At 59.6% G+C, this 11,960-nt stretch carries 12 protein-coding genes; 5 read left to right on the top strand and 7 right to left on the bottom strand.

The window, feature by feature from the left end; translation table 11 throughout:
• The first annotated feature begins 272 nt into the window (after nucleotides 1–272).
• Genes ACWPVA_RS18830 through ACWPVA_RS18820 form a run of 3 tightly spaced genes read left to right on the top strand, consistent with a single transcriptional unit; the run spans nucleotide 273 to nucleotide 2,999 of the window.
• On the top strand, nucleotides 273–1,040 hold the full coding sequence (locus ACWPVA_RS18830; protein ID WP_454289125.1) for an ABC transporter permease: 768 nt from the start codon (nucleotides 273–275) through the stop codon (nucleotides 1,038–1,040).
• Nucleotides 1,037–1,696 (top strand): ABC transporter ATP-binding protein, encoded by a 660-nt coding sequence (locus ACWPVA_RS18825; RefSeq protein WP_454289124.1) that lies wholly within the window; start codon nucleotides 1,037–1,039, stop codon nucleotides 1,694–1,696. Before ACWPVA_RS18830 ends, ACWPVA_RS18825 begins: the two co-directional genes overlap by 4 nt.
• Nucleotides 1,697–1,700: 4 nt before the next feature.
• A complete protein-coding gene (locus tag ACWPVA_RS18820) occupies nucleotides 1,701–2,999 on the top strand; it encodes an RkpR, polysaccharide export protein (RefSeq protein ID WP_454289123.1) in 1,299 nt (432 codons plus the stop codon).
• Between the two features lie 92 nt (nucleotides 3,000–3,091).
• On the opposite strand, the gene ACWPVA_RS18815 is transcribed toward ACWPVA_RS18820, so the two are convergent.
• The 4 genes from ACWPVA_RS18815 to ACWPVA_RS18800 all read right to left on the bottom strand — a co-directional run bounded on the left by ACWPVA_RS18815 (nucleotide 3,092) and on the right by ACWPVA_RS18800 (nucleotide 8,126).
• A complete protein-coding gene (locus tag ACWPVA_RS18815) occupies nucleotides 3,092–3,661 on the bottom strand; it encodes a CarD family transcriptional regulator (RefSeq protein WP_454289122.1) in 570 nt (189 codons plus the stop codon).
• A gap of 387 nt (nucleotides 3,662–4,048) precedes the next feature.
• Nucleotides 4,049–4,387 carry a ferredoxin FdxA gene (gene fdxA, locus ACWPVA_RS18810; RefSeq protein ID WP_454289121.1) on the bottom strand — a complete coding sequence of 113 codons (339 nt, stop codon included), beginning with the start codon at nucleotides 4,385–4,387 and terminating at the stop codon, nucleotides 4,049–4,051.
• 189 nt (nucleotides 4,388–4,576) lie between these two features.
• Nucleotides 4,577–4,990: an RNA-binding S4 domain-containing protein gene (locus tag ACWPVA_RS18805; RefSeq protein WP_454289120.1), complete on the bottom strand. Its 414-nt coding sequence runs from the start codon at nucleotides 4,988–4,990 to the stop codon at nucleotides 4,577–4,579.
• A 1-nt stretch (nucleotide 4,991) separates the two neighbouring features.
• The gene (locus ACWPVA_RS18800) at nucleotides 4,992–8,126 is read right to left on the bottom strand and encodes a helicase-related protein (protein ID WP_454289644.1); all 3,135 of its coding nucleotides are present in this window, start codon (nucleotides 8,124–8,126) and stop codon (nucleotides 4,992–4,994) included.
• A gap of 681 nt (nucleotides 8,127–8,807) precedes the next feature.
• Here ACWPVA_RS18800 and ACWPVA_RS18795 point away from each other — a divergent pair.
• Complete coding sequence (locus tag ACWPVA_RS18795) at nucleotides 8,808–8,963, top strand: DUF3309 family protein (protein ID WP_115670414.1); 156 nt, start codon at nucleotides 8,808–8,810, stop codon at nucleotides 8,961–8,963.
• A gap of 28 nt (nucleotides 8,964–8,991) precedes the next feature.
• Entirely contained in the window at nucleotides 8,992–9,249 is a 258-nt protein-coding gene (locus tag ACWPVA_RS18790) for a glycine zipper domain-containing protein (protein WP_454289119.1), read from the top strand.
• A gap of 231 nt (nucleotides 9,250–9,480) precedes the next feature.
• On the opposite strand, the gene ACWPVA_RS18785 is transcribed toward ACWPVA_RS18790, so the two are convergent.
• From ACWPVA_RS18785 to ACWPVA_RS18775, 3 genes are all read right to left on the bottom strand, one after another.
• Complete coding sequence (locus ACWPVA_RS18785) at nucleotides 9,481–9,840, bottom strand: YunG family protein (protein ID WP_454289118.1); 360 nt, start codon at nucleotides 9,838–9,840, stop codon at nucleotides 9,481–9,483.
• Between the two features lie 52 nt (nucleotides 9,841–9,892).
• Complete coding sequence (gene phbB, locus ACWPVA_RS18780; protein WP_454289117.1) at nucleotides 9,893–10,618, bottom strand: acetoacetyl-CoA reductase; 726 nt, start codon at nucleotides 10,616–10,618, stop codon at nucleotides 9,893–9,895.
• A gap of 143 nt (nucleotides 10,619–10,761) precedes the next feature.
• Nucleotides 10,762–11,943, bottom strand: coding sequence for an acetyl-CoA C-acetyltransferase (locus tag ACWPVA_RS18775; protein ID WP_454289116.1), 1,182 nt, complete (start codon nucleotides 11,941–11,943; stop codon nucleotides 10,762–10,764).
• Between the last annotated feature and the right edge of the window lie 17 nt (nucleotides 11,944–11,960).

Below are 11,960 nucleotides of genomic sequence, written 5' to 3'. Positions count from 1 at the left end.
CCATAGGCATTAGACAAGCGATTGTGCACCGTCAATTCCCAACCTGCCCCATTAGCGGGATGGAATCGCGCGTCTTGGCATATCGCTTGGAATAGTTGCGCGCCAAACAGGAATGCATGTTGCGGAACTCCGCTCCTTCCCCTTAGCCTTGCACAAGGCGTAAAGACAGGCCGCAACCTCTTTTTGCCATAAAAAAATGTTCATGCTAACAGAACAGACGTCCACGGGCGCCCCGCGGAGAATAGGGCGCTGGCGAGCACAGGCTGGATTAAATGTATTTCGTAACGCACATGCGCATCGTCTCGGCCCTGCTCATTCGCGAAATGTCCACCCGGTTCGGCAACAAGCCCGGCGGCTACATCTGGGCTCTGTTGGACCCCGTGGCACACGTGCTTATGCTGACGATAATTTTTCAGGCGATCGCCCACCTGCCGCCGCTTGGCACAAGCTTCACCCTTTTTTTTGCCACCGGCTACATCGGATTCCATTTCTATCAGGGGACGACCAACTACCTGAATGACGCCCTCAAGGGGAACAAGGCATTGCTGAGTTATCCCAATGTCGCCCCGATCGACACCCTGGTGGCGAGGCTGCTGCTGCAGCTTGGAACCATGAGCATGGTGGCATTCATCGTGCTCGGCGTTACGATCAGCACATTACGCATGCCGATCATGATCGATTGGGTAGCCATTCTGGCAGCTGTGCTGGCCGCGACTTTGCTCGCTTTCGGCGTCAGCCTCAGCAATACCGTTCTGTTTCTGCGGTCTCCCCTTTACGAGAAGATCTATCAGATCGCCATGAAGCCCTCGTTTCTGCTGTCCGGCATTTTCTTCTTGCCCGACGCCCTGCCCCACCCCTTCCGCGAGATTATCGCCTACAACCCGATTGTCCACATCGTGGTGCTGTTTCGCAAAGGTTTCTACGCCGAGTACCGTGCGACTACACTCGATCTCAATTATCTCATGGGCTGGATCTTTGTCTGCTTGATAGGCGGCCTGACCCTCTTTACCTTATCCACCAGGACACTGCGCAACGAATGATCCGGTTAGAACAGGCCTCCAAATTCGTTTATGCCCGCGGCACCAAGAAGCCGATCCTCGACGGCGTTTCGCTCGTCCTGAAGCGCGGTCGCAGCATTGGCCTCCTGGGACGCAACGGCGCGGGAAAATCGACCCTGCTTCGTCTCTTTGCAGGAACGATCAAACTGGACGGCGGACGCATCGTTCGCGAAGGTCGCATCTCCTGGCCGCTCGGCTTCCAAGGCAGTTTTCAGGGAAACCTGACCGGAGAACAGAATGTCCGATTCGTTGCGCGCATCTATGGCGTGGATTCAGAAGAACTGATCGACTATGTGGCCGATTTTGCCGAACTCGGAGCCTTTTTCCGCGCCCCGGTTGGCACTTATTCCTCGGGCATGAAGGCACGTCTGGCATTCGGCTTGAGCATGGGTGTCAACTTCGATTACTATCTCGTCGACGAAATCACTGCGGTCGGTGATGCGAACTTTAAAAAGAAGTGCCATGATGTATTCAGGACACGTCTCGCGGATTCCGATGTGATCATGGTATCTCACAGTACGGCAACGATCCGAGAGTACTGCGATTGCGGTATCGTGATGGAAAAAGGCAAACTGACCTATTTCGATAATGTAGAGGATGCGATCAGCGTCCACGATAAGAACATGAAGGCTAGCTGACGACATGGCAAACCCCGACAACACGGCAGGCCCCCGGATAGTGCCGCCCCAGCTGGATGAAGCGGTCGCCAAGCCGAAGCCGCATCCGAATGTGCGGATTCTGGAAGGCCTGCTTGATGAAGGCAAAAAGAAAGCCCGCGAAGTTCGTTCGAAGAGAATCTCTCCGCTTCTCAAGATCCGGCACCTTGTTATTATCGCTGCCTTCGTTGTTCTGGTGGCCATTCCCAGCACGCTGGCATCGCTCTATCTCGCCTTTGTGGCGCAAGACCAATACCATAGTTCCTCCTCCTTTGCGGTGCGTAGCATCGCATCGTCGGTCGGCGCATCCGACATCATGGGAATGTTCACCCAGACGTCGGCAACCAGTACGGTTGCCGACTCCTACATCTTGATGGACTATCTGCTCAGTGAGCGCATGCTGGAAGATGTCGATTTCCGGTTCGATCTCGATGCGGTTTATGCGCCTCGTGGCGCAGACTTTTTCTTCGGAATGGCCGCTGCGCTGCCAATTGAGGACAAGTTAAGTTACTGGCAGCGCATGATTACGGTGAATTTTGACAATGCGTCCGGCATTCTTCAGCTTCAGGTGAGGGCTTTCGACCCCCTGCAGGCCCAGGAAATTGCCCGGTTCATCCTCGCCCGCTGCGAAGCACTGATCAACGACCTGTCGACTACAGCGCATAATGAATCCCTAAAGCTCGCCAGGCAGGAAATCGCCATTGCCGAAAAACGCCTGACGGACGCCCGCATGGCGTTGCGCGAATTCCGCGACGTTTCGCAGGACGTCGATCCTGTCGAGGGGGCCAAGCTGGCAGTTCAGCTCGTCGCCGGCATGGAGCAGGAACTTGCCAAGCTGAACGCGGATCTGGAAGTCGCCCGCTCGCAGATGGCGGAGGATACGCCCCGCATTCGCGTGATCAAGACACAGATTGCGGCCTTGGAATTGCGCATCCAGGCAGAAAAGCAACGGCTCGGCAGCGGCACGGTTGGAACGAAGACGGCACGGACAACCCAGGACCTTACCGATTCCGACGTGTCCGGTCGCCTGCAGCTTTATGAGAAGCTCGAACTGGAACGCGAATTCGGCGAGCGCACCTATGCTGCAGCCCTCGCATCACTGGAAAAGGCGCGCATGGATGCGACCGGAAAACAGCGTTACCTAGCGGTCTTCATTCAGCCCACGCTGTCACAGATGGCCCAGTACCCGAACCGACTTCTCTATGCGTTTCTGGTGTTTCTGGCCGGCATGTTCGCCTGGGGTATGGCGACACTCTTGTATTACAACATCCGCGACCGGGCCTGAACGGCTCGTTCATTGCCGCCTACCAGATTAAAAAACCTCCGGTCATCGACCGGAGGTTTTTTTGTTAACGGCTCAAGGCGTCGAGAAGCGACTTACGCAGCCTCTTCCTGCGCATCATCGTCTTCAACAGCCTTGCCACGCTTTGGTCCCTTGGCGAGATTGACCTCAACGAGGCGGACGGCCTCGGTATCGGACATCTTGTTGACGGCAGCGATTTCGCGCGCCATACGGTCGAGGGCCGCTTCATAAAGCTGGCGCTCCGAATAGGACTGCTCAGGCTGGTTCTCGGCGCGAAAGAGATCACGGACCACTTCGGCGATCGAGATAAGGTCGCCGGAATTGATCTTCGCATCATATTCCTGGGCACGGCGCGACCACATGGTCCGCTTGACGCGTGCCTTGCCTTGAACGACCTTCAGGGCACGCTCGACGAAATCGGTTTCCGAAAGCTTGCGCATGCCAATGCTTACGGCTTTGCCAACCGGAACCTTGAGCCGCATCTTGTCCTTCTCGAAATCGATCACGAAAAGCTCAAGCTTCATGCCGGCGACTTCTTGCTCTTCGATGGCGGTGATGATACCGACACCATGTGCCGGGTAGACGATCGATTCGCCGGTCTTGAAGCCTTGGCGCGTCGAAGATTTTTTCTGCTGGGTCGTCATTCGTTTCAAAAACTCCCTGTTATGCTCCCGGCATCAAGCCGGTGCCGGGTCGGTCAGGCCCGGATGAGACGGGGGAAACCGTCGGGTCACTCCATCCTGATCCAGCCCCCACGCAAACATCTCCATCGTCGCAACAGCAACGCGACCGTCGAGGTCGCTAGTGTCACGGTAACCGCATTGGACGATGGAGTTGCTTTCGTGATGGTTCAGGGCACACCAATGCCGCGAAGTGGAACAGTTCTAGCTTGTTACCACAAAAATATGAGTAAATCAATATTTTACTGCCGCACTGCCACAATGCGACAGATCACGCCCCAACGGGGCGTGCTTTCTGCGGCTCCGTCCTGCCCAGTCCGAACTTCTTCGCCGCCACGGCTGGCGGGCCAATCAATCCCCTGTCCCGGGCTTCGGCGAAAAATACTTCTCGTACTTGCCAGCCACGCCGTCCATCTCCTTTGACTCAGGCAACGGATCCCGCTTGACAGTGATGTTGGGCCAAATCTTGGCATATTCCGTATTTATCTGTAGCCACTTGTCCAGACCCGGCTCCGTGTCCGGCTTGATCGCCTCGGCCGGGCATTCCGGCTCGCAAACGCCGCAATCGATGCACTCGTCCGGATGGATGACAAGAAAGTTCTCACCCTCGTAGAAACAGTCAACCGGACAAACCTCGACGCAATCAGTATATTTGCAGCGGATGCAATTATCAGTGACTATATAAGTCATGCGGTACTCCAGGATCTCTTAGGCGCAGACGGCGTTCAAGCCTGTCTCGTCTGACATTCCATCAATGCGGCTGGCCAGGCATTTTCTGGACCGAGCGAGGTTAGGCTGAACAGGAAGTCAGCTACTGGTTTATCGGGGCTATAGCAAGGATAAACAATTCGGAAAATGGCCGCAGGCGCGCACCGTTTTCTAATCCTCCGACCAGGGCTCACCTGGTTGCAGCCGATCGATGGCCCGTCGTTCCTTCTTGGTGGGGCGTCCGGAGCCGGGCAGCCGGGCAGCCTGTTCGAGAGCCCCCAGCCGATCCTCTTCAATCATCGACGGCGTCAAGTCCTCGTAGAGCAGGCGAGCCTCCTCGTAGGGTCCGCGGCGGTCACCCGCTGCGACGACGACAAGCACGATGTCGCGCTTCTGCAGCGCAACCTCGAGGCGGTCTCCCGGGAGTATCAAATGGCTGGGTTGACGCACGATCCGACCATTGACCCGGACATGGCCACCCGATACGCGCTCCTGAGCAAGCGTGCGAGACTTCGAAATACGGGCGAAAAACAACCACTTGTCGATGCGCTGGCGCGAACCGTTTTGTGGCCGTTTGTCGTCCATCTTATTTCTTCATCTGCTCCTTGAGAGCGGCGAGTTTGGCGAAGGGCGAATCCGGATCGAGCGGCTTCTCCTTGCGCGGCGGCTTCGCCTCGAAGCGAGCGGGTTGCGGCTTTGCGTCACGGTCAGGCCGATTGTGCCGGTCCTTGCGCTCCGATCGATCGCCCTTGTGGTTGAAACCGCCACGACTGCCGTCCTTGTCACGGCCCTTGCCGCCATCACCGTCTCGGCGCCGCTCATCTCGTTGGCCTTCGCCTTGAGCTTCGGCCGACGTACGGTTGGGTCCGCGATTGCCGCTACGCTGACGATCGCCGGCCGGACGCGCGCCACGCTGATTGTCGGCACGGCCACCCGGACGCCACAGCAGCACTGGCTTCGGCTCGGCGACGCCCCCCTCTTCTGCAGCCGGTTCGCCAGATGTCACCGCCTCGCCAGTCGGAACGACGACTATGGCGTCGGTTGGAGCATTCGCCTCTTCGACAACAGCCTGCGATGCTAAAGGGGCTTCTTCAGCGACACTGTCCTCAGAGACCGAAACCTCGGAGGCGGGCGCGGCATCGATACGCGCTTCAGACACCTCTGGGACCTCCGCCGTCTCTTCATCTGCGGCAACCACTGCGACATCATTCGCGGCAACCACCAACGCCGGCTTCTCCTCTGCGGCCTCAGCCGGCACGGATTGCGAAGCCAGGAAGGCTTCAGCCTCCTCGGCAGTCACGCTGTCTGCCCGATAGCCCAGCCCCTTCAGTATCTCTTCCATGTCGTCAGGCGTAGCGCCGAGAATGGAGAGCATCGCCGTCGTCGTCGTGAAGCGGCGCCCGTCATAGGCCCCTTCCGGACGCTGCGTCGAGCCCGGCTTCCACTGAAGAAGCGGGCGAATGAGGTCCGCAAGACGCTCGAGAATGTCGATGCGCACGGCGCGCTTTCCAAGGAAGCGGAAGCCCGCCAGCTTGTAGAACATGCGCTCGAAGCCGGGATCCGTGGCAACCGAGGTGCGGCCGGCGGCAAGCACCGGAATGAGGTCTCCATAGCCGGGCTTGTCCAGGCCGTCGTTCTTCAGCGCCCACAACAGCGTAATCAGCTCCGCCGGCGCCGGCTTGAGCAGCGCTGGCATGAAAATGTGATAGGCGCCGAACCGCACGCCGTAGCGACGCATCGACGCGCGCGCATCCTGGTCGAGCGACTTGACGTCGTCCGAGACGTCGCGCCGGAACAGCACGCCAAGGTTCTCGACCAGCTGATAGGCGAGCCCCTTGGCAAGGCCTTGCAGGTCCTCGGCGCGGGAGAGATCGTCGAGCGGCTTGAGGATCGTCGAGATATGATGATTGACGAAGCGTTCAATGCGCGCGACGACATGATCCCGGGCATTGCCGGTCAACTGCTCGTCGGCCAGCAGGATGACGCGCGGATGCAGCATGTGGTCCGAGCCGGTGAGCCGTGCGACGGGGTCGCCGATCCAACGCACCAGGCCATCCGCGCTGATCGCCAGATCGCTGTTGCCGGCAGCATGCAGACGTGCGGCCCGGGCTTCGAATTCGAGCCCCAGCGCCCTGTGTGCGGCAGCCTCGACGGCCTTCGCGTCAGATCCTTCCATGCCAGATAGCGGCGTGAACCGGAAACCGGCGAGTTGCCCCATGTGATGTCCTTCCACGAAGACATCGCCGTTTACACTGATTTCAGCTTCCAACATCGCATTCTCTCTCAAGCGCTTCATGAGCACAGATGTCCTGCGATCAACAAAGCGTTTCGTCAACCGTTCATGTAGCGCATCTGACAATCGGTCTTCGATTTCCCGCGTCTTTTCTTGCCAGTGTGTCGGATCGGCAAGCCAACCCGGTCGGTTCGATACATACGTCCATGTGCGGATCTGGGCAATCCTTGCGGACAATGTATCGATCTCGCCATCGGTTCGGTCCGCCCGGCGCACCTGTTCGGCCATAAAGTCCTCGTTGACCGCGCCATGACGCACGAGGTCGAAGAACAGGCTCTGGATCAGATCCGCATGCTGTGCCGGCGTGATGCGTCGATAGTCTGGCAGCGCGCAGGCTTCCCACAACTTCTCGACACGAGCCGGCGTATCGGCAAGGTCTCTCACCTCCGGATAGCGCGCCAGGAATTCCAATGCTTGCTGGTCGATGGCAGGCAGGGCTTTCGTCAATCCGTCCACCCGAGGCACCGCCTCGAGGCTACGCAGCAAAGCCGGGACCGATGAAAAATCGAACCGGGCGGTGCGCCACTGCAGCACCTTCACGCTATCGAATTGATGGCATTCCAGACGTTCGACCATTTCCGCATCGAGCGGATCGACCCGGCCGGTCACACCGAAGGTTCCGTCTTTCAGATGACGGCCTGCGCGCCCGGCAATCTGGCCGAGCTCACCGGGGTTGAGGTTGCGAAACTGGTAGCCGTCGAACTTCCGGTCCTGGGCAAAAGCGACGTGATCGACATCGAGATTTAGCCCCATGCCGATGGCGTCAGTCGCGACAAGGTATTCCACGTCGCCTTCCTGATAGAGGGCGACCTGGGCATTGCGGGTACGGGGGCTCAACGCTCCGAGCACGACGGCGGCCCCACCGCGCTGGCGGCGGATCAGTTCGGCAATCGCATAGACCTCGTCGGCGGAGAAAGCGACGATCGCAGTCCGCTGCGGCAATCGGGTGATCTTCTTCTGCCCCGCATAAAAGAGCTGTGAAAGCCGCGGCCGCTCGACGATGGTGATACCGGGTAGAAGTTGCAGGAGGATCGGCTTCATCGATGCCGAGCCGAGTAGCAGCGTCTCGTCGCGGCCGCGCAGGTGAAGCAGGCGGTCGGTGAAGATATGGCCGCGCTCGAGGTCGCCGGCTAGCTGGATCTCGTCGATTGCCACGAAGGACGCCTTCGTATCGCGCGGCATGGCCTCGACCGTGCAAACGGAAAAGCGCGCACCCGTCGGCGCGATCTTCTCTTCACCGGTGACAAGGGCCACCTGCGACGCACCGACCCGCTCGACCAACCGGCCATAGACCTCGCGCGCCAAGAGGCGCAGGGGAAGGCCGATAATACCCGAACCATGCGCAACCATGCGGTCGATCGCGAAATGGGTCTTTCCGGTATTGGTCGGCCCCAGCACAGCAGTGACGCCGCGGCCGCTCAAGATCATAGGTTGCGAATTCAAGGATGGCTCCGCGCTGCAGGGGATCATAGGCCCCGCATTGCGGCGGCCGGCGAGCTTGCCCCACACATGGCGACGATTGGCGGCAAAGGCAAGACACCTGCTATGGGAGAATCAGATTCCCGCTTCCCTGCGGCAGGAAAGGCCCTAAATACGAGTTGGGAATACCTGTCGTCGACAGATGGAACAGGCTGCGAACGAATCAGCGACGAATCGCTGACTCGGCGTGATTCAGGATTTGTTCACCCCTAGATCTCGTCGGGCATCCCGGGATGCAACACAAAATGCTGAATCGGATCAATCGCTTGTCGTATTGTTCAAGACTACCCGGCAACCTCTCGGTGCTAGAATCTGCGGTGGGGCAGTGCGTTGTCGCGGCTGAGGTATTTATGTGACCCTCCGCCCCCGCATGCCGCATGGAACATGGAACATGGAACAAGCCTGGCCTGGACATGATGCTCCATGGACGGTCATGGCTCCGGCCTTGGTCCGCCTTCGCCCCCCACATGGCCCACCGGGGGAGCATTGGCTTACCGCATCCCCCGACACCAAGGTCCAGCCGATCACGCCGGTGCCTCACCCTAACTGTGGCCCGGCGGGAACAATTCCTTTTGGGCGACGTTGAAGCCACACGAATACCAAGTTTCGCATTCCAAGACGGAGAGGGCCATGTTGAGCACAATTCTAATCGTTATCGTCATCCTGCTGCTGATCGGCGCCCTGCCTAACTGGGGCTACAGCCGCAACTGGGGTTATGGACCGTCCGGCGGCTTGGGCCTTGTAGTGCTTATCCTTGTCATCCTGCTGCTCATGGGCCGGATCTGAGCCATATCCAACCAAAAGGAATCCGATGATGATGAAGAAAACCCTTATCGCCCTTGCGCTGATCGCGCCTCTCGCCTCCTGCACGGCCACTGAACGCGGAGCGGGCGTCGGCGCGGCAACCGGTGCGGTTATCGGTGGCGTTGCCACCAATTCCGTCGGCGGTGCAGCCGTTGGCGCTGTGGTCGGCGGTGCCGCAGGGGCCCTTATCGGCCAGTCCCAGGAGCGTGCTGGTTACTGTGTCTATCGCGACCGCTACGGCCGCACCTACGAAGCGCGCTGCCGTTAAGTCGCGGACAACGCCTCGACAGAAAGCCGCCGGTTCCCCCACCGGCGGCTCTTTGCTGCTTTTCACCGGGCCTCGTTAACACTTCGATCAAAGCCGGAACGAATCAGCGACGAATAGGTGACGCGCCGGTTTTCTCGCTTTGTTCACCGCACTATCTTGTGGAATAACAAAGTGTTAACCATAGAAAATGGTGGATATTAGGATTCTTCCACCTCGACGGCAGCTCCCGCGTTAACGATCGGCTCCCAGCCTTCGGCGCAACAAGAAATACTGTTCGAGGCTTGTGTCCGCCAAGGCTTCGGCTCGGCTGGAGAGAGTGTCGTCAAAGGCAATGGATTGAGCGAACTGACTGATTGTCAGGTCGACGCGCTCACCGCCGATACGATTGTAGAAATGCGTGCCGCCCGGCACCTGTGTCTTGAGAATCTCCCCGCCGAACAAATCCTGCACGACAAGAGACGTCACGCTGCATTGGCCATTCGCGGGGTACTCCGCCGTCCACTTCGTCGAGGTGCCAGACGACCAGGCCTCCATCAGCGCCACGGCGAGATCCTGCAAACTTGGGTGGGACGGCAGCACCAAGACCTCCATGGGAAGGCGGCCCCTTTTGGCGGGGCCGTTGCAGCATGACGGAAGTGGCGCCTCAGACGAAGAACTGGCCGCCATTGGCCGAGATCGTCGATCCGGTGATGAAGCCTGCATCGTCGGATGCGAGGAAGACGACGATTCGCGCGATCTCCTCCGGCTCGCCGAGACGCCCGACCGGGATCTGCGGAATGATCCGCTCGTTCAGCACCTTTTCCGGGATGGCGCGCACCATTTCCGTGCCGATATAGCCCGGGCAGATCGCGTTCACCGTGATCCCCTTGGCTGCGCCCTCCTGGGCGAGCGCCTTGGTGATCCCGAGATCGCCGGCCTTGGCCGCCGAATAGTTGGCCTGGCCCATCTGCCCCTTCTGACCGTTGATCGACGAGATAGTGATGACGCGGCCAAAATTGCGGTCGCGCATGCCGGACCAGACCGGATGGGTCATGTTGAACACACCGGTGAGGTTCGTGTTGATAACCTCGTTCCATTGCTCCGGCGTCATCTTGTGGAACATGGCGTCGCGTGTGATGCCGGCGTTGTTGACCAGAATCTCGACTGGGCCAAGTTCCGCCTCGACTTTGGCGATACCCTCGACGCAGGACTGATAATTCGAGACGTCCCATTTGAACGTCCGAATTCCCGTTTCAGCCTCGAAGGCCTTCGCTTTTTCGTCATTGCCGGCATAGTTCGCCGCAACCTTGTAACCGGCGGCCATGAGCGCGATCGAAATCGCCGCCCCGATACCCCGGGTTCCACCCGTCACCAATGCAACTCTGCTCATGTGCTGATCTCCCCTCAGTATATAGTTTCAGCGTCCACCGACTCTTCTGACGGAGCCGTTGTTAGGACAGGTTTATGACAAGCAGATCGGCCTCGGTCGTCACGGCCAAGGCCGTCACCCTCCTCCGGACCGCATATTCCAGTTCAGAGTGCCTCCAGGCACATGGCGATACCCATGCCGCCGCCGATGCAAAGCGTGGCAAGGCCCTTCTTCGCACCGCGCCGCTTCATTTCAAAGACAAGCGTGTTGAGAATGCGAGCACCGGAGGCGCCGATCGGATGGCCGATAGCGATCGCGCCACCATTGACGTTGACGATTGACGTATCCCAGCCGAGATCCTTGTTGACCGCGCAGGCCTGGGCGGCGAAGGCTTCGTTGGCCTCGACCAGGTCGAGATCGGAAATCTTCCATCCGGCCTTCTGCAAAGCCTTGCGGGAGGCGGGGATCGGCCCGGTCCCCATGATCTGCGGATCGACGCCGGCGGTCGCCCACGAGGCGATGCGAACAAGCGGGGTGATTCCGCGGCGCGACGCTTCGGCCTCGCTCATCAGTAGTGCTGCAGCCGCGCCGTCATTGAGGCCGGAGGCATTGCCGGCAGTGACCGTGCCTTCCTTGTCGAAGGCCGGGCGCAACTTGGTCATGCTGTCGAGGGTGGCGCCGGCACGGATGTATTCGTCCGCATCGACGGTTAAATCGCCCTTGCGGCCGGCAACGACGAAAGGAACGATCTCGTCGTTGAAGCGTCCGGCCAATTGGGCGGCTTCAGCCTTGTTCTGCGAAGCGACGGCGAAGGCATCCTGCTCGTCGCGCGCCAGCTGGAACTGGCGGGCGACATTCTCCGCAGTCGTACCCATGTGGTAGCCGTAGAAGGCATCGGTCAGGCCGTCCTTGATCATGGTGTCGACCATCTTCAGGTCGCCCATCTTGGTTCCGGCCCTGAGATGCGCGCAATGCGGCGCCATCGACATGGATTCCTGACCGCCGGCGATGATGATCGTCGCATCGCCGGAGGAAATCTGCTGCATGCCCAGCGCCACGGCGCGAAGGCCCGAGCCACACAGCTGGTTCATGCCCCAGGCGGTGGCTTCCTGCGGTATGCCGGCCTTCATCGCCGCCTGACGGGCAGGGTTCTGTCCCTGACCGGCCGAGAGCACCTGCCCGAGAATGACCTCATCGATTTCCTTGGCGTCAACACCCGCACGCTCCAGCACCGCCTTGATGACCGTGGCGCCCAGTTCGTGGGCCGCGACACTGGCGAAGGCACCGTTGAAAGAACCGACGGGTGTGCGCGCGGCACTGGCAATAACGATGGATGAACTGCTCATGGACGCCTCCTCGAATA

The sequence above is a fragment of the Rhizobium arsenicireducens genome, from assembly GCF_964021225.1.
This window is presented reverse-complemented; position numbering and strand designations above follow the sequence as displayed.

What these genes read in the sequence shown, in the direction of transcription:
- ACWPVA_RS18800 (WP_454289644.1), bottom strand. Translation starts at nt 8,126, where the DNA reads ATGATCTTGAGCGGCCGCGGCGTCACTGCTGTGCTGGGGCCGACCAAT.
- ACWPVA_RS18805 (WP_454289120.1), bottom strand. Translation starts at nt 4,990, where the DNA reads ATGGACGACAAACGGCCACAAAACGGTTCGCGCCAGCGCATCGACAAG.
- ACWPVA_RS18790 (WP_454289119.1), top strand. Translation starts at nt 8,992, where the DNA reads ATGATGAAGAAAACCCTTATCGCCCTTGCGCTGATCGCGCCTCTCGCC.
- ACWPVA_RS18795 (WP_115670414.1), top strand. Translation starts at nt 8,808, where the DNA reads ATGTTGAGCACAATTCTAATCGTTATCGTCATCCTGCTGCTGATCGGC.
- ACWPVA_RS18815 (WP_454289122.1), bottom strand. Translation starts at nt 3,661, where the DNA reads ATGACGACCCAGCAGAAAAAATCTTCGACGCGCCAAGGCTTCAAGACC.
- fdxA (WP_454289121.1), bottom strand. Translation starts at nt 4,387, where the DNA reads ATGACTTATATAGTCACTGATAATTGCATCCGCTGCAAATATACTGAT.
- ACWPVA_RS18825 (WP_454289124.1), top strand. Translation starts at nt 1,037, where the DNA reads ATGATCCGGTTAGAACAGGCCTCCAAATTCGTTTATGCCCGCGGCACC.
- ACWPVA_RS18785 (WP_454289118.1), bottom strand. Translation starts at nt 9,840, where the DNA reads ATGGAGGTCTTGGTGCTGCCGTCCCACCCAAGTTTGCAGGATCTCGCC.
- ACWPVA_RS18820 (WP_454289123.1), top strand. Translation starts at nt 1,701, where the DNA reads ATGGCAAACCCCGACAACACGGCAGGCCCCCGGATAGTGCCGCCCCAG.
- phbB (WP_454289117.1), bottom strand. Translation starts at nt 10,618, where the DNA reads ATGAGCAGAGTTGCATTGGTGACGGGTGGAACCCGGGGTATCGGGGCG.
- ACWPVA_RS18830 (WP_454289125.1), top strand. Translation starts at nt 273, where the DNA reads ATGTATTTCGTAACGCACATGCGCATCGTCTCGGCCCTGCTCATTCGC.
- ACWPVA_RS18775 (WP_454289116.1), bottom strand. Translation starts at nt 11,943, where the DNA reads ATGAGCAGTTCATCCATCGTTATTGCCAGTGCCGCGCGCACACCCGTC.